This window comes from Aliivibrio fischeri, from assembly GCA_038993745.2.
Lineage (GTDB): Bacteria > Pseudomonadota > Gammaproteobacteria > Enterobacterales > Vibrionaceae > Aliivibrio > Aliivibrio fischeri_B.
The window spans coordinates 144,105-160,447 of the sequence record CP160629.1 but is presented as its reverse complement, the minus strand read 5'-3'; the positions used below and the strand labels follow the sequence as shown (position 1 = coordinate 160,447).

Sequence of the window (16,343 nt, the reverse complement as noted above, 5' to 3'; positions counted from 1 at the left end):
TTTGTAAATCATATAGGAGTGTACATAATCGAAAGATATAAAAGAAAAGAAGCTTCAGTTCTCTTCTCTAGCAAAATCCAGAAATGCTAACTTTAAGTGTATTAAGTTACAATTAATACGTCTGAACTCTACAAGGAGACTTGCGACTATTCTGAATTATATAGCCTCTCTTTATAATGCGCTTCTAACGTCAATATCTGATCTCTACCTTTCTCTGTCGCCATTGGCCTAACTACATTTAGCATCTGTAGCATACCTTGATAGATAATATTTTCTGTTATCTCTTTGTCTGAAAGTAAGGCTGTCTGATAATTTATCCAACATGATGCAACTAGGTGCAGCGTTTTAGTTAACGCTTGTAGCTCATCATCTTCGAGCGTGATTAAACCAGAATCACGAAAATTATTCATGATTGCTATTAAGTTATCGTGTAATGCAAGCTGAGCTTTAGTGTATTTTTGTTTTAGTATTTCATCTCTGCTCAAAATATCAGGTAGGTTGGCGTAAAAAAAACGGTAGTTCCACATCAATTCAAAGATTGAATCTAAGTAACTCAGCATAACCTGAACGCTTGGCATATTTAATTGTTGATCTTCTGCCATTGGTTGGAATCGAGTTTTTAGCTCTTTTGCGTAGTTATCAAAGATGCCGCTGATGATCTCTTCTTTATTACGGAAGTGGTAATACAGGTTGCCCGGGCTTATCTCAAGATGCGCTGCAATATGGTTGGTTGTTACGCTGCGCTCACCGTTTTCATTAAAAAGGGTTAAGGCACCGTGAATGATTCTATCTTTTGTTTTCATTGCTCTTTCCCGCGCCAAATAAATTCAAATGATTTAAAATTGTAACTGAAAAAAGCATATGAGACTAGAAACTATACGCTGCGCTAGCTAGAGACTATAAGATCAAAAGCCAGTATTTTCAGTTATTTCTTTTATCCTTTTGGATAATGGTTGCAATCACCTTTGCGATTTCTCTTGTTTCTTTAACCAATAAAAGAGCGGGTTCTTTTGGTACGCTTGAGGTTTCAATTGCAATTAATAGCTGTGTAAGTAACTCTCCGCATGAACCTTTTGCATAATAATAAAATCGTATTTTTTCTTTAAGCGTTTCTCTCTCTTCACCCTCTGATATATTTGATGGAATAGATAACGAAGAACGTAAAATTTGATCTTTTAATGCATAATTCTTATTTGCTTCAAATAATTCAATAACATCGCAAGCTAACCGAGCAGAACGCTGCCATATCTTCAACTTTTCAAATAACACATTTTCACCTTTATTTTGTATAAATGATTAAATAACTCTCGCCGATATACATACCCGCTCTTATCGTCTCTAGCTAGCGCAGCGTATAGTTTCTAGTCTCTAAAACCCTCTCAAACTCCCTACGCACATCGTCCTCCCCATGCACCACTACTATCTCTTTTCTTCCCTCTTCTATTCCCTCAACAAACTTAATCAAATCAGATTGATCGGCGTGGGCAGAATATCCAGACATGGTGTGGATTTGCGCATTAACATCAATCGGTTGGTTATCTATCCATACTTGATGTTCTTGGTTTTGAAGATCTCGCCCTAACGTTCCATTAGCTTGATAACCTGCAAGAATAATATCGGTTCGTTTATCTGGTAATAATGCTTCAAGGTAATTCATGACTCGACCTCCGGCACACATGCCACTTGCGGCGACAATAATGCATGGCTCTGCAGTGCTTTTTAGTCGATTGACTATTTTCATGTGCTCTTTGTGGCTTTCGATAACGATGCATTGCTCAAAATTAAGTGGATGACGATGATTGTTTAACTTAGTTGTGGCTTCTTTACTCCATAATTTTTTAAAACGTCGATATTGTTTGGTTACTTTATTGGCTAATGGTGAATCAAGAATAATGGGGATTTTTGAGTCTATTTTTTTATGATGAATTAGGTGCTCTATATCAAACAGTAGCTCTTGAGTTCTGCCCACAGAAAATGCAGGAATAATAATGGCTCCCCCATCCTCTAATGAACGCTCGATGATTTGTTGTAAACGAATAGATCTGGTTTCTACGCTGTTATGAATTTTATTGCCGTAAGTACTTTCTATGACTAATAGATCGGCTCGTTTCGGTGGCGTTGGGTCAGGCAATAGTGGCGTTTTTGATGGCCCTAAATCACCTGAAAATACGATGATTTCATTGTTGGGAAGTTTAATTTCGACATAAGCAGAACCGAGGATATGGCCTGCGGGTTGGAAACGGAGATAAAGGGACGAGGGACAAGGACGCTTCGCTTCGAGGGGCGAGGAAGAGCTAGAAGATTTAACTGTAGAAATGAGCTTAATTCGGTGCCATTGGTTGTATGGGATGGGTTTTATCTGTTTTCTTATTAATGCTAATACTCTTTCTCTTTGACCTTTGTTTAATCCTAGTTGCAGTTTTAATCCATCATCTAACATGAGCGGTACGAGCTCTGCTGTTGCTGGGGTGCAGTAGATGGGTTGCTTGAAACCTTTTGCTAATAACCAAGGCAGTCGCCCAATGTGATCGATATGTGTATGAGTAAGAATGAGCGCTTTTATATGTGCGATGGGAAATTCAATATCGAGCTTTCTCTCGTTTCCATTTTTATCTTTGGCATCTCTCCCCTGAAACAAACCGCAATCTATTAAGATTCCGTGGTTGTTGCCGTTGTGCTTAATACTGAGCTCATGGCAAGAGCCTGTGACGCCGAATTTTCCACCATGATGTTTGAGGTTTATTTCCAGGTTTGAGTTTTGTGATTGTGTGAACATTGGGAATACCTTCTAAAAATAAACTATACGCTTTGCTACCTATTTCTCTTCGCGACTAGAAACTATAAAAGAAAGTAATACTAAATAATCAAACACATCACTAACTCTAGCGTCTCGGTTCTTAGCTTTTATAGCTCAATTTTTATCCATTAAAAATCTGATATTTCTCAAATCCATTTCATTCATCCAACTTACAACTTGCTTTTCGGTTCATATCTCATGAATCATTCATAACAACATGTTCTTATCGTTTCTAGTTAGCATTGCGTATAGTCTCTAGTAAACTTACTTCTAATATTTAGTCTAAAAATTACCGCTGCCTTTCATTCCTTTCTTTGCTACAATTCAATCAATTATATTATTTTTCGGTGGTATCAAAATGATCATTGTAACTGGCGGCGCTGGCATGATTGGCAGCAACATTGTTAAGTCTTTAAATGACAAAGGTTTTAACGACATTTTAGTGGTTGATAACCTAAAAGATGGTAAAAAATTCAAGAACCTAGTGGATCTTGATATCACTGATTACATGGATAAAGAAGACTTCATTACGCAAATTATGGCGGGTGATGACTTTGGTCCTATCGAAGCTATTTTCCATGAAGGTGCTTGCTCTGCTACGACCGAGTGGGATGGCAAATACATTATGATGAACAACTATGAGTACTCTAAAGAGTTGCTTCATTTCTGTATTGAGCGTGAAATTCCATTCCTTTACGCGTCATCAGCAGCTACTTACGGTGAAACAGATACGTTTATCGAAGAACGTGAATACGAAGGTGCTTTAAACGTTTACGGTTATTCTAAACAACAGTTTGATAACTACGTTCGTCGCCTATGGGCTGATGCTGAAGAGCATAACGAAACACTATCTCAAATTACGGGTTTCCGTTACTTCAATGTGTATGGTCCTCGTGAACAACATAAAGGTTCTATGGCTTCGGTTGCTTTCCATTTAAATAACCAAATGAATGCGGGCGATAACCCTAAACTGTTTGAAGGTAGTGACGAGTTTAAACGTGATTTCGTTTACGTTGGTGATGTAGCTGCGGTTAACCTTTGGTTCTTGGAAAATGGTGTATCTGGTATCTATAACTGTGGTACTGGCCGTGCTGAACCATTCCGTGCTGTTGCTGAAGCGGTAATTAAACACCACGGTAAAGGTGAAGTGGAAACTATCCCATTCCCTGAGCACCTAAAAGGCGCATACCAAGAGTTTACTCAAGCTGATCTAACTAAGCTTCGTGCTGCTGGTTGTGATGTTGAGTTTAAGTCAGTAGCTGATGGTGTTGCTGAATATATGGCGATGATTAATAAGTAGATTTAAGTGACGAGAGACGAGAACGCTTCGCTCGAGGAGCGAGTAAGAGCGTAAATCAGTTCAAGAGCACTACAACTGCTCTTGAACTTATCGTTTCTAGTTTCTTAAAAATCATCCAATTTAATTTTTCTGGTATATAGGATATATGAAAGTATTTGTTGTCAGTTTAAAACGTTCGGTTGATCGCCGTGAGCGCATTCAAAAGCATTTAGACGCTCTTGATATCTCTTTTGAGTTTTTTGATGCAATTGATGGATCAATTGAAAACTTTCAATATTCTGATCATGCTCGCCCTGTTACCACAAAAAAACGTAAAGGCTACTCACTTAAAACCAGTGAAATCGCCTGTTTTGCAAGCCACTATGCGATGTGGCAAAAATGCGTTTCCTTAAATGAATCTATCGTCATTATGGAAGACAATGTTGACCCTATCGCAAACGCCAAACAGATAATTGAATTAAGTTTTGAACATATCCAAACTTATGATTACATCAAATTATCAGCAACTCATAAGTCTCCATTCCATCGTATTCTAGATTTAACCCCTGAGTTTCAACTTGGCGGTTATAAGAAAAAAACCTGCGGTACAACAGCGTATATCATTAGCCCTAAAGCAGCCCAACGCTTTATTGATAATGCTCAAGCGTTTTTGGAACCTGTCGATGACTATATGGAAAAGCCTTGGCGACATCAGGTACAAACTTATAGTGTCTCACCTGACCTATTTACGCGTGCCGATATTACTTCCACGATAGGTTCAACACGTAAAGACAAAAGCGGTATTTCTCCATTCAATAAAATATATATTGAACTGTTTCGTACCTATGAATCCCTAATGAAAAGTTTGCATTGGAAAAATAAGTAATGAAAATCCTGATCATTGGCCCATCATGGGTAGGTGATATGGTGATGTCTCAATCACTGTATATCACATTAAAACAACAGCATCCTGAAGCGATTATCGATGTGATGGCACCGGCTTGGTGCAAACCAATTCTTGAAAGAATGCCTGAGGTTAACCAAGCGATTGAAATGCCTCTTGGTCATGGAGATTTCAATCTGTTGGGCCGTCGTGCTCTTGGTAAAGAGTTAAAAAATAATAACTATACACATGCTTACATTTGCCCGAACTCTGCAAAATCAGCACTTATTCCTTGGTTTGCAGGGATCCCGGTTCGTACGGGTTGGAAAGGTGAAATGCGTTATGGGTTATTAAACGACTTACGTCCAAATAAAAAAGCATTCCAATACATGGTTGAGCGCTATGTAGCATTAGCTCATCCTAAATCTGAAATGATTGATTCAAGTTCACTAGGTGGATTAGAGAATTTACCTCGCCCAGCTCTATCAATTGATGCGGAAATTCAAAAAAACACTCTAGAGAAGTTTTCTTTAACTCTTGATAAACCCGTTCTTGGTTTGTGCCCGGGTGCTGAATTTGGTCCTGCAAAACAGTGGCCTGTTGAGCATTATGCAGCCGTTGCTAACGAAATGATTAACCGTGGCCATCAAGTATGGTTATTTGGTTCAACCAAAGATAAAGAGACAACTGAAAGTATTAAAGCTTTAGTGGATGCAGATAACCAAGCCGCAATATTTAACCTAGCTGGAGATACAAGCTTAATTGAAGCGGTTGATCTACTTGCCGCTTGTAAAACCGTGGTAAGTAACGATTCTGGCTTAATGCATGTTGCCGCTGCGGTAGGCTGCCATGTGGTTGGTGTTTATGGTTCTACATCACCAAAGTACACACCACCATTAGCGGAAAAAGTCGATATTGTAAGCACTGATATTGAGTGTCGTCCTTGTTTTAAGCGTGAATGTCCTCTAGGTCATTTGAAGTGTTTGAAAGAACTTTCCTACAAAGAAGTAATCCGTATATTATGATAAAAGCATCTAAATTAGAGCGGTTTATTAATAACCATCATTTTCAACAAATAATGCTTTTTTGTTTATTTGGCTATGTGTTATTTAAAGAATCCAACCGTTACATTGGAGACATTTTCCAATCATGTGTCGTTGTTGGTAGCCTACTTGCAATTTATGTTTATCGTAAGTATTTCTTTCAAGATAAGATCTTTTTATCTCTAATTGCATCCATTATTGTTTCAATTCTAAGCTGGACAAACTCTATAGTTAGTGACCCATCATTAGCTAAAAGTAGCCCTAATATTGGTTTTCTAGGTAATCTTTTCTTTTTTATAATGATTGCTTATTGGTTAAAAGCAGACTTGAAAAACATAAGAACTTTTTTATTTCTATTTTTAATCGGTCTTTTGATGACTTTATTTACTCATTCCTCTGATATCGTTTTAGATATTTACAATGGATTTAATGGAGAAAGAGTCGATTTTAATTTTATTAATGCAAATCACTCAGCTGCATTAGCTGGATGCGCTATATTATTAGCATCTTATTATGCAATAAAAAAAATAAAATCAAACTGTAGCTTTAAATCAAAACTATTATCTGTCTTTTTATATTTATTAATAACTTCTCCTTTTATATTTATTGCAATTGTAACTAAAGCAAGACAAGTTTGGTTGGCTATCTTCCTAATACTGATTCTATATATTGGGTATGAGATAATTAAAGAGGGAAACTTTAAGAAAAAAATAGCTATTATTCTTTCTTTTTTAATTACGATTTCTTTGATCAGTAAAATACCAGTTATTGAAGAAAGAATAAATACTGAATCTGCAGTATTTTCAGTAATTATATCAGGAAATATTGATACTGTTCCATATACAAGCATTGGTGCAAGAATTCATTTTTGGTATGAATCAATTCCATGGATAAAAAAATATCCAATTCTTGGTTTTGGTGAAGATACTCGTAATTTAGTAATTCAAGAATCACAAAATATTCCTGACCATATTAAAGCTAATTTTTCACATTTACATAATGGTCATATTGAGATATTAGTTTCATATGGTTTACTTGGTTTTTCTTTATTATTGTTTGTTTGTGTCACTTTAATTAAGAGTGCATATAGTGTACGGGATTTTGACCAAGGCGAAAGTTACTATTTAATTCTTATATTTATCACATACTTTATTATAATTAATATGTTTGAGTCTTTCTGGTTATTTAAAACAGGGCTCTATATGTTTACCATTTTTTGTGCTGCTACATATTCATTATATTTAACGTCAAGTATTAAAAGGTTTTATAATGAAGAATAAAATCCATGCAATATGGTTAGGTAATAAGCTAACCCCTCTTGCTTTAGTTTGTATTGAAGACTGGAAAAAACAGGGTTATGAATACAAAGTATGGACGGAAGAAGACTCATTAATCACTGAGTGGATTGATGGATGTGAGTTTGCAAAAGAGTGCTATAAGCGTGGGTTGTTCGCTTTTGTTACGGATTATTTACGCCTGAAGATATTACAACATGAAGGTGGACTGTATTTAGATACAGATGTAACTGTGCAAAAAAATCCATTCCCGTTGTTTGAAGAATGCCAGTTTGCTGTTGGATATGAATCAGAGTCTATGATTGGAACAGCGTGTATTTATGCGCAAAAAGAATCAAAAATTTTGGCTAATCTTATCGATTTTTACGAGCATAAAATTCTAAGTTCTCCATTGTATATGGGACCGGGAATAATGACTCATGCCTTAATTGACAATAAGATGAAAGATATTGAGAAATCGTTCATTTTCCCAGTTGAATACTTCTATTGCTATCTTGGTAATGGACAAGAATTTACTACTCCTGATAATTCATACTTAGTGCATTGGTTTCAGCATAGCTGGAAAGATCCAAGAAAAGCGATTTATTTAAAATCTAAGCATATGGGATTACTTGGTAAAATATATACTTGGCAAAAATATATTTTCAAAAAGAGAAAATAATGCGCTTTTTGTATAGCTTACTTTTAATCTTTATCTCTCCTTTACTTCTCTATTCTCTTTATAAGAAAAAAGAAGGAAAGCCTGCTTTTGGTCGTCGATGGAAAGAGCACTTTGGTTGTACCCCATCACTCAATACAACGCAGGCTCCAATATGGATTCATGCGGTATCGGTTGGTGAAGCCATTGCTGCTGCTCCTATTATTAAAGCATTAAAGAAACAAAACCCTGAACAACCCATTCTTGTCACGACGACGACAAGTACTGGCGCTGAGCAAATTGAAAAGTTAGGTGATTTGGTTGAACACAGATACATGCCGATTGATTTTTGCTTTGCGGTTCGTGGTTTTTTAAAAGCGACTAAACCTGAAAAGATGCTAATTATGGAAACAGAACTGTGGCCAAATACGCTGCATACCGTTGCCAAATTTGGCATTCCTATTTCAGTATTAAATGCTCGTCTTTCTGAAAAATCCTTTTTAGGCTACAAAAAAGTACAGCCTATATTTGATCTACTTGGTAAACACCTAACTCATGTTTGTTGCCAGTATAAAGATGATGCAGATCGTTTCGTTGCTCTTGGTATTCAACCTGAGAAAGTGCATGTGACTGGCTCGGTAAAATTTGATATCGAAATTACGCAGCAAATACAAGAATCAGGGGTTATTCTTCGTAAGCAACTTGGAGAAGATCGCCCTATTTGGATTGCGACCAGTACACATAAAGGTGAAGATGAGCAAGTTCTAGTGGCCCATCGCTCTTTATTGCATAAGATACCTAATGCGTTATTAATTTTAGTTCCACGTCACCCTGAGCGCTTTAATTCAGTATTTGAGCTTTGCCAAGGCGCTGATTTTAAAACTGTTAAACGCACTTCAAATCAGACATTAACACCAGATTGTCAAATATATCTTGGTGATACGATGGGAGAAATGCTTACGCTCATTGGTGCTTCTGATATCTGCTTTATGGGCGGAAGTTTACTTGGTGATAAAGTGGGTGGTCATAATTTACTTGAGCCTGCTGCACTAGCTAAACCGTCCATTACTGGCCCAAGTTATTATAATTTCTTAGAGATAGCTGAAACGCTAATCAAAGAAGACGCAACGAAAGTTATCACTTCTGCTGAAGAGCTGGCAAGCCTATTAAAGCAATTAATGACTCAACCAGAATATGCAGAGAGAATGGGGAAAAATGCACAAGACTTTATTTCAAAAAACTCTGGTGCAGTAATTAAAACCTTAAATTTGCTTTAATACCAAACCCAAAAAATCTTAATTTACATATGGGTTAGCTCTCTAAGCTAGCCCATTCTTCTTCACTCCAATGAATATTTCGTTTAGTTACTTCTTTTACAAACGAGCGTTTTAATCTATGCCAATTGCTTTTCTTCCAGTCATCGCCTTTCTGCTGATAGCATTTATCGAAATCAATAATCCAAACTTTGTCGTTGTCATCAATCAAAATGTTATGAATGTTTAAATCGGTGTGATTGACTTGAGCTGCATGCATTTTTCGGATTTCATTACCAATTTTTTGATACATCTCTTTTGATAATGGCTTTTCTTGCAAGATAGAAACAAGATCTTGCGCGTTTGGGATCTTTTCACTTAATAAGTCAGCTTGATAACAAAACGTTCGTTTTATGGTTCTTGCTGCTATAGGCTTTGGAACGTTAACACCCGCTTCTTTTAAAGTCTTTAATAACTGAAATTCCTGATAACTACGACTCTTTTCCCAACCAGTAAAAATGTAATGATCTTTAATGATTTTTCCAAATAAACCACCACGACGATAATGGCGTAACGCTGCATCCATTTTATCTAAAGCTACAAACCAAGTTGTACCTCGACCTTGCGCGGAACCAATCACTTTGTTTTGTTGTTGCCAATAGTCAGGATCACAGCATTGTTCTGGTGAGTCACTAAGAAGAGAGTCGTCGTACCAAATGATCTGTTTTTTATTTCTAATTGTTTTCATATAAAAACCAAGGGATCAGGTCGCTTCGCTTGCAGGATTCAGGGGTATTTTCGGTTATGACAAAAATAACAACAACTCCCCTGAGCCCTTTAAGGGAGCTTGCGACCGATCTGAATCCTATGCTCTATGCCATTTTACATTTATGACCGTTAATAGCATAATTCTAACTCATTCTTATTAGGTTAACATCTCTATGCCTTTATTCACTTCAGCTCCTAATTCTTTGTGTATTTTACGCCTCTCAGCTATTGGTGATGTTTGCAATACCATTGCTGCTGTTCAAATGATTCAAAAGCAATGGCCTGAAACTAAAATAACTTGGATTACAGATAAACTTGAAGCGCATTTAATTGGCGATCTACCTAATATTAATGTGGTTGTTTTTGATAAAAAACTGGGTTGGAAAGGCTATACCCAATTGTGGAAAACACTTAAAAATGAACGTTTTGATGCGCTTCTTCATATGCAATACGCATTGCGAGCAAGTGTTGCAACATTGGGTATTAAAGCAAAATATAAATTAGGCTTTGATAAAGAACGCAGTAATGACTTTCAAACCCTATTTACTAACTACAAAGTGCCCTCTCCACAAAAACCACATGTACTTGATGGATTAATCGCTTTTGTAAAAGAGCTTGGTATTAATACCACGAACCCAACGTGGGATATTCCGACCAGTTCTGAAGATAATGCATGGGCATCTTCTCAACTTTCTGATGTTAATAACAAGAACCTCGTCATTGTTCCTGCAGCAAGTAAAGCCTATAAAAATTGGAATGCTCAAGGTTATGCTGATGTCATCCATCATGCTCAATCTAAAGGTTGGACGATTACACTTGCTGGAAGTCCGGCTCAAGTTGAAATTGATTTAGCGGCAAACATTGAATCTTTTTTAAATGCACCTGTTAAAAATTTAGTAGGAAAAAGCTCACTTAAAGAAATGTTGGCGCTATTAAAGCAAGCCAATTTAGTAATAGCTCCAGATACTGGTCCTGCACACATGGCAAATGCCGTTAATACCCCTATTATTGGTTTATATGCGCACCATAACCCTGATCGCACCTGTCCTTATCAATATCGTGACTATGTCGTTACGGTTTATGATGAAGCAATTAAGGCTGAAACAGGAAAAGATAAATCAGAATTATCATGGCGAACTCGTGTTCAAGATAAGCAGGCAATGAATCGCATTCGCTCTGAGCAAGTTATTGCCATGTTTGATAAAGCAGTTATCGACTTTTCACTCTAACGTTAATGAGAATCATATAAATGACAACACCTACACTTACCGTCGCTCTTATCGTTAAAAATGAAGCGAACCACCTACAATCTTGCCTTGAAACCGTACAAGGTTGGGTGGATGAAATTGTTATCCTTGATTCTGGTAGTACTGACTCTACCGAAGCCATTGCTCGTCAGTTTACTGATAAATTTTTTGTAAACCCTGAATGGCCTGGATTTGGTAAACAGCGCCAACTTGCACAACAACACATCACTTCTGACTATGTTTTATGGCTTGATGCTGATGAACGAGTGACACCTGAATTAAAAGCGGACATTCAAAAAGCAATCAGCGATAACAGGCCTAATGTCGCTTATAAAGTGAATCGATTAAGTGATGCATTTGGTAAAGAAATTCATTACTCGGGTTGGTCTCCTGACTGGGTTCTTCGCTTATATCGCACAAATGAAGCTCAATATAACGATGCTTTGGTTCATGAGAAAGTAGTAACTTCTGACTCTGTTCGTGTTGAAAAGTTAAAAGGTCGTTTACTGCATTTTACTTACGATAATTTGCACCATTACATCAACAAAACAACCGGCTACTTAAAAGCATGGACGGATGAACGTGAAGGAAAGAAAAAAGCAGGGCTAAGCACGGCATTAATTCATGCGCTGGGTTGTTTTATTAAGATGTATATCATCAAGCGTGGTTTCTTAGATGGCAAACATGGCTTCATTTTAGCTTGGTTAGCTACGCATTCTACTTTTATTAAATATATCGATCTTTACCTTCGTGAAGAGGCAAAAAAGAAATGAAAACGACATTAATCATCACTACTTATAACTGGAAAGAAGCATTGAAATCAGTCCTTGATAGCGTGCTTAGACAAACCGAACTTCCAGATGAGGTTATCGTTGCCGATGATGGTTCTCGTCAAGATACTATCGATATGGTTGCTTCTATTCAAAAGACTTTCCCTATTCCATTAATTCACAGCTGGCATGAAGACAATGGTTTTCAGCTTTCAATGAGCCGTAATAGAGCAATAGCAAAAGCATCTGGTGATTATATTATGATGATTGATGGTGATATGGTGTTATCTCCTTCTTTTGTTCAATCTCATAAGCATGTCGCTAAAAAAGGCTGGTTTGTTCAAGGCGGACGTGTATTAACCGAAGAAGCATTCAGTAAAAAAATCATGAATGACGGTGCCGTCCCAACTATTTTTTCATCTGGTATTCGTAACCGTAAAAACTGCATCACAAGTGCTTTGCTGTCTCGTATGTTCTCTTATGAAAGAAACAACGACAAAGCAACTCGTGGTTGTAATATGGCTTTTTGGCGCGAAGATGTCATTGAAGTAAACGGTTTTAACCAAGAATTTGTTGGTTGGGGACGTGAAGATAGTGAGTTTGTCCTTCGTATGCTAAATGCGAAAAAACGTCGTTTATACCTGAAGTTTTCAGGCGTGGGCTATCACCTTTTCCATAATGAAAACTCTCGTGCCTCTTTAGCTGAAAATGACGCTATTTTGGAAAAAACAATCACAGAGAAACTTACTCGTTGTGAACAAGGTATTAATCAGTTTCTTGAGGAGCAACATGACTAAGCGTGTTATTTACCCTGGAACCTTTGATCCGGTAACTCACGGACATTCAGACATTATTAGTCGTGCGGCTAATATGTTTGATCATGTTGTTGTGGGTGTTGCCTTTAGTCCAAGTAAAAAAACCATGTTCTCTCTTGAGGAGCGTGTGGATATGTTAGTTCAAGCAACAGCACATTTGAATAATGTCTCTGTTGTTGGTTTTTCTGGACTGTTAGTTGATTTAGCAAAAGATCAGCAAGCTAATATCTTAGTTCGTGGTTTACGCACTACGATGGATTTTGAATATGAGCTTGGCTTAACCACCATGTACAAAAAGCTAATGCCTGAGCTAGAAACCATTTTCCTTACGCCACCTGAAGAGCATGGATTTTTATCTTCTACCATCGTAAGAGAAACGGCTATCCACGGCGGTAAAATTGATCAATTTGCTCATCCATACGTAGCTTCAGCTATCTATCAAAAGGTGAAACAATGAGCTTAAAGAAATTTCGTTATTATGTTACCAATGGTAGCATTACGATAATACCTGCTTTTATTCTCCAAGCTCTTGGCAAAAAAACGCTGCAAAGCAAAACCTCATTTGATCAAGACTATATTGAGCAGCGAGTTAATTATTACAATAAATTGGATGCTCCATTTTCTATAGATAACCAAGAAGCGACACAAGTTAGCCAATTTAAAAAAACAGGTGGCAGTGCTTATTACTTAGATCTCTTTAAGGTAATTAAAGCGTTTAGCCCTTCTTACTTTTTTAACTACATTAATGGGGATGTTATTGATGTTCCAGCTGAGCCTAGCTTTTTAAAAAGTAGACCAATTGATGGGGATAATGCGGCATCAGTATTATTAAAGCTAAATGCAATCCGTCACTACAACTTCATTAATGACAATAAAAGCTTTCAAGAAAAGAAAGATGCTGTGGTATGGCGAGGAACGGGCTTTCGTCCAAATCGTCGATTATTACTTTCAACTCATTTCAACAACCCAAAATGCAATATTGGTCGTGTTGATACAAAAGACGATTCAGAAGAGCAACTTGGTTACGTTCTACCTTCGATGTCGATTGAAGAACAGTTGGAATATAAGTTTATTTTAAGCTTAGAGGGCATGGACGTTGCAACTAACCTGAAATGGATTATGTCTTCAAACTCGCTATGTTTCACTCCAAAACTACGCTATGAAACTTGGTTTATGGAAGGAAAGCTACAAGCGGGGATTCATTTTGTTGAAGTGAAAGATGATTTTTCAGACTTAATTGAAAAAATGGATTATTACACAAAGCATGAAGATGAAGCTCTAGAGATCATTAAAAATGCTAACCAATGGGTTGAACAATTTAAAGACAGCAAAAGAGAGAAATTAATCTCCCTTTTAGTTGCTCAAAAATATTTTGACTTATCAGGTCAACCTTCAGCTAAAAACTGACACTTTCCGCACCAAAAACTATTCCGTTGCCCAATTTTCTCTTCTTCTATTTTACTAGAGCAAACTGGGCACTCTTTCCCTGCTCTCCCATACACTTTCAATTCCTGTGCAAAATAGCCAGGTTTGCCATCAACTTGATTAAAATCTTTTAGTGTTGTTCCACCTTGCTTAATTGCGGTTTCTAGCACTTTTTTTATTTCAGCCACAAGAACAGTAATCTGAGACGCTTTTAATGAACCTACCGGCGTTTTAGGATGAATTTGAGCCATAAATAAGGATTCACTGGCATAAATATTACCAACACCCACCACTACAGCATTGTTCATTATAAATTGTTTCACTACGGTTTTTTTATTATTGGCTTTCTCTGCAAAATACTCGCTATTAAATTCATTTGTTAGTGGTTCAGGCCCTAGCTTCGAAAGCACTTGATGCGCTACACCTACCTCAGAATATAACCAAGCGCCAAACTTGCGTGGATCGTTATAACGAAGAACTTTGCCATTTTCTAAGACTAGATCAACATGATCGTGTTTTGCTGACGGCACTTCTTCATCTAAAACTCGTAAACTGCCCGACATTCCTAAATGAATAATCGCACTGCCTTCGGGGTATCTATCATTAAATATTTTGCACGGCGACGAATTGACTGAACTCTTTGTCCAACTAATTTTTGCAATTCTTGAGGAATTGGCCAACGAAGCTTATCCGTTCTAACCACAATAGCTTTAATTGTCTGACCTTGCAGATGTGGGGTGATTCCTAGGCGACTGGTTTCTACTTCTGGTAGTTCTGGCATTTTAAATCCTTTTTTATAATTTGAGGGACGAACATCGAGGTTTCAGGAAAATCAAAAGCAAGCACTCCTGAAGCCTGCAAGCGCAACGTCCTCGCCTCTCGTCCCTGCTCTTACCTAAACAAATACCCTTCTTCCGCACTTACTGCGATCCACTCACCTTCCCAATTTTGCATCATCCAAAAACTTGGAGCTTGGTAAATAGTAATTCGTTGAGGCTCTTCTTGATCTTCAAGCCAGACTTCAACAGAGCTTGGAGCGGGTAACTTTTCTTTTAATGCTTTTACTGAATCATCATTAAGAAGGGTTCCTTCTAGCGTAAACCAACGTTCAATGAGTTGGCTCTCTTGCTCTGAAGTATTAGCGCTTAAATCGTATTCTGAAAAATGCATTTTTTGAATCGCATTTTCACCTTCAAATAACGGCTTAATACCTTCAACTACTTCAATATTTTCTTTTGGTTCTATTAAATATGTTTTTATTAGCTGAGGAGCTTGAAGTACTGCAATGAAAAGCAACACGAAGATGATCAGCATGTTGTTGTATTTGCGACGTGGTGTTTTTTTCATTTTAAATCCTTTTTAAGAGCTGGGACTAGAAGCGAGAAGGCTTCTCTCGATATTCGAGAAGAGGCGAGTTCTAGAGACTATACGCTTCGCTAACTAGAAACGATAAGAGCAAGATCGAGGTTTCAGGAAGATTAAAACAAGTACCTCTAAATTCTGCAAGCGTAACGATCTGAACTCTCGCTCTTCGGCTTTTGACCTTACTCGCTCCTTGAGCGAAGCGTCCTCACCTCTCGTCCCTGCTCTTCACGCAAAAAAAAACCCAGCAACAAGGCTGGGTTTTCAATTTTATCAAAGTTGCAATCAGTAATCGAATTACTTGATTTTTGCTTCTTTGTAAAGAACGTGCTGGCGTACAACAGGATCGTATTTTTTGATCTCCATTTTGCCTGGCATGTTACGTTTGTTTTTGTCAGTTGTGTAGAAGTGACCAGTGTTAGCAGTTGATACTAACTTGATTTTCTCACGTGCGCCTTTAGCCATTGTTCAGATTCCTCTTAAACGTTCTCGCCACGAGCACGCATATCTGCAAGAACGGTTTCGATACCTTTCTTGTCAATGATACGCATACCTTTAGCGGTAAGACGAAGTTTAACGAAGCGTTTTTCGCTTTCTACCCAGAAACGATGAGTTTGTAGGTTCGGCAGAAAACGACGCTTGGTGGCATTTTTTGCGTGTGAGCGGTTGTTACCAACTGCAGGACGCTTACCAGTTACTTGGCATACTCGGGACATTGCTGTCTTCTCCAAATCGTTTCAGCTCGATATCACCTTGGTGGCGAAAAACC

The 16,343-nt window shown here is 37.5% G+C and carries 19 protein-coding genes and 1 pseudogene; 11 read left to right on the top strand and 9 right to left on the bottom strand.

Translation table 11 applies throughout. The features are described from left to right. Nucleotides 1–146 precede the first annotated feature (146 nt). From AAFX60_000730 to AAFX60_000720, 3 genes are all read right to left on the bottom strand, one after another. Entirely contained in the window at nucleotides 147–803 is a 657-nt protein-coding gene (locus tag AAFX60_000730) for a TetR/AcrR family transcriptional regulator (protein XDF77794.1), read from the bottom strand. A 118-nt stretch (nucleotides 804–921) separates the two neighbouring features. After that, complete coding sequence (locus AAFX60_000725) at nucleotides 922–1,269, bottom strand: four helix bundle protein (GenBank protein XDF77793.1); 348 nt, start codon at nucleotides 1,267–1,269, stop codon at nucleotides 922–924. Between the two features lie 73 nt (nucleotides 1,270–1,342). Then, nucleotides 1,343–2,776: an MBL fold metallo-hydrolase gene (locus tag AAFX60_000720; protein ID XDF77792.1), complete on the bottom strand. Its 1,434-nt coding sequence runs from the start codon at nucleotides 2,774–2,776 to the stop codon at nucleotides 1,343–1,345. Between the two features lie 379 nt (nucleotides 2,777–3,155). Between AAFX60_000720 and rfaD the strand changes: the two genes are divergently transcribed. The 6 genes from rfaD (at nucleotide 3,156) to waaA (ending at nucleotide 9,211) form a co-directional block, all read left to right on the top strand. Next, entirely contained in the window at nucleotides 3,156–4,097 is a 942-nt protein-coding gene (gene rfaD / locus AAFX60_000715) for an ADP-glyceromanno-heptose 6-epimerase (GenBank protein XDF77791.1), read from the top strand. A 145-nt stretch (nucleotides 4,098–4,242) separates the two neighbouring features. Beyond that, nucleotides 4,243–4,962: a glycosyltransferase family 25 protein gene (locus tag AAFX60_000710; GenBank protein ID XDF77790.1), complete on the top strand. Its 720-nt coding sequence runs from the start codon at nucleotides 4,243–4,245 to the stop codon at nucleotides 4,960–4,962. Continuing rightward, nucleotides 4,962–5,984 carry a lipopolysaccharide heptosyltransferase II gene (gene waaF, locus AAFX60_000705; GenBank protein XDF77789.1) on the top strand — a complete coding sequence of 341 codons (1,023 nt, stop codon included), beginning with the start codon at nucleotides 4,962–4,964 and terminating at the stop codon, nucleotides 5,982–5,984. Before AAFX60_000710 ends, waaF begins: the two co-directional genes overlap by 1 nt. Continuing rightward, complete coding sequence (locus AAFX60_000700; protein XDF77788.1) at nucleotides 5,939–7,282, top strand: O-antigen ligase family protein; 1,344 nt, start codon at nucleotides 5,939–5,941, stop codon at nucleotides 7,280–7,282. Before waaF ends, AAFX60_000700 begins: the two co-directional genes overlap by 46 nt. Continuing rightward, nucleotides 7,272–7,958: a glycosyltransferase gene (locus tag AAFX60_000695; GenBank protein XDF77787.1), complete on the top strand. Its 687-nt coding sequence runs from the start codon at nucleotides 7,272–7,274 to the stop codon at nucleotides 7,956–7,958. The genes AAFX60_000700 and AAFX60_000695 overlap by 11 nt, the downstream gene beginning before the upstream one ends. Continuing rightward, nucleotides 7,958–9,211: a lipid IV(A) 3-deoxy-D-manno-octulosonic acid transferase gene (gene waaA, locus AAFX60_000690; GenBank protein XDF77786.1), complete on the top strand. Its 1,254-nt coding sequence runs from the start codon at nucleotides 7,958–7,960 to the stop codon at nucleotides 9,209–9,211. The genes AAFX60_000695 and waaA overlap by 1 nt, the downstream gene beginning before the upstream one ends. 34 nt (nucleotides 9,212–9,245) lie before the next feature. Here the strand turns inward: waaA and AAFX60_000685 are convergent, their stop codons facing one another. After that, on the bottom strand, nucleotides 9,246–9,935 hold the full coding sequence (locus tag AAFX60_000685) for a 3-deoxy-D-manno-octulosonic acid kinase (protein XDF77785.1): 690 nt from the start codon (nucleotides 9,933–9,935) through the stop codon (nucleotides 9,246–9,248). Nucleotides 9,936–10,128: 193 nt separating this feature from the next. Between AAFX60_000685 and AAFX60_000680 the strand changes: the two genes are divergently transcribed. The 5 genes from AAFX60_000680 to AAFX60_000660 are packed head-to-tail and all read left to right on the top strand — an operon-like array spanning nucleotide 10,129 to nucleotide 14,194. Then, nucleotides 10,129–11,184, top strand: a complete 1,056-nt coding sequence (locus AAFX60_000680) for a glycosyltransferase family 9 protein (GenBank protein XDF77784.1) — start codon at nucleotides 10,129–10,131, stop codon at nucleotides 11,182–11,184. Nucleotides 11,185–11,204: 20 nt separating this feature from the next. Next, nucleotides 11,205–11,975, top strand: coding sequence for a glycosyltransferase family 2 protein (locus tag AAFX60_000675; GenBank protein XDF77783.1), 771 nt, complete (start codon nucleotides 11,205–11,207; stop codon nucleotides 11,973–11,975). Beyond that, nucleotides 11,972–12,769 carry a glycosyltransferase family 2 protein gene (locus tag AAFX60_000670; GenBank protein XDF77782.1) on the top strand — a complete coding sequence of 266 codons (798 nt, stop codon included), beginning with the start codon at nucleotides 11,972–11,974 and terminating at the stop codon, nucleotides 12,767–12,769. Before AAFX60_000675 ends, AAFX60_000670 begins: the two co-directional genes overlap by 4 nt. Beyond that, complete coding sequence (coaD, locus tag AAFX60_000665) at nucleotides 12,762–13,244, top strand: pantetheine-phosphate adenylyltransferase (protein ID XDF77781.1); 483 nt, start codon at nucleotides 12,762–12,764, stop codon at nucleotides 13,242–13,244. Before AAFX60_000670 ends, coaD begins: the two co-directional genes overlap by 8 nt. After that, nucleotides 13,241–14,194, top strand: coding sequence for a glycosyl transferase family 90 (locus AAFX60_000660; GenBank protein ID XDF77780.1), 954 nt, complete (start codon nucleotides 13,241–13,243; stop codon nucleotides 14,192–14,194). Before coaD ends, AAFX60_000660 begins: the two co-directional genes overlap by 4 nt. Here AAFX60_000660 and AAFX60_000655 read toward each other — a convergent pair. The 5 genes and pseudogenes from AAFX60_000655 to rpmB all read right to left on the bottom strand — a co-directional run bounded on the left by AAFX60_000655 (nucleotide 14,173) and on the right by rpmB (nucleotide 16,290). Beyond that, the gene (locus AAFX60_000655) at nucleotides 14,173–14,244 is read right to left on the bottom strand and encodes a zinc finger domain-containing protein (GenBank protein ID XDF78867.1); all 72 of its coding nucleotides are present in this window, start codon (nucleotides 14,242–14,244) and stop codon (nucleotides 14,173–14,175) included. The two genes, AAFX60_000660 and AAFX60_000655, sit on opposite strands and share 22 nt — an antisense overlap. A 6-nt stretch (nucleotides 14,245–14,250) precedes the next feature. Next, nucleotides 14,251–14,993: pseudogene (gene mutM, locus AAFX60_000650) on the bottom strand (bifunctional DNA-formamidopyrimidine glycosylase/DNA-(apurinic or apyrimidinic site) lyase). A 110-nt stretch (nucleotides 14,994–15,103) separates the two neighbouring features. Next, the gene (locus AAFX60_000645; protein XDF77779.1) at nucleotides 15,104–15,559 is read right to left on the bottom strand and encodes a hypothetical protein; all 456 of its coding nucleotides are present in this window, start codon (nucleotides 15,557–15,559) and stop codon (nucleotides 15,104–15,106) included. A 312-nt stretch (nucleotides 15,560–15,871) separates the two neighbouring features. Next, nucleotides 15,872–16,039 carry a 50S ribosomal protein L33 gene (gene rpmG / locus AAFX60_000640; protein XDF77778.1) on the bottom strand — a complete coding sequence of 56 codons (168 nt, stop codon included), beginning with the start codon at nucleotides 16,037–16,039 and terminating at the stop codon, nucleotides 15,872–15,874. A 14-nt stretch (nucleotides 16,040–16,053) separates the two neighbouring features. Next, on the bottom strand, nucleotides 16,054–16,290 hold the full coding sequence (gene rpmB / locus AAFX60_000635; GenBank protein XDF77777.1) for a 50S ribosomal protein L28: 237 nt from the start codon (nucleotides 16,288–16,290) through the stop codon (nucleotides 16,054–16,056). Between the last annotated feature and the right edge of the window lie 53 nt (nucleotides 16,291–16,343).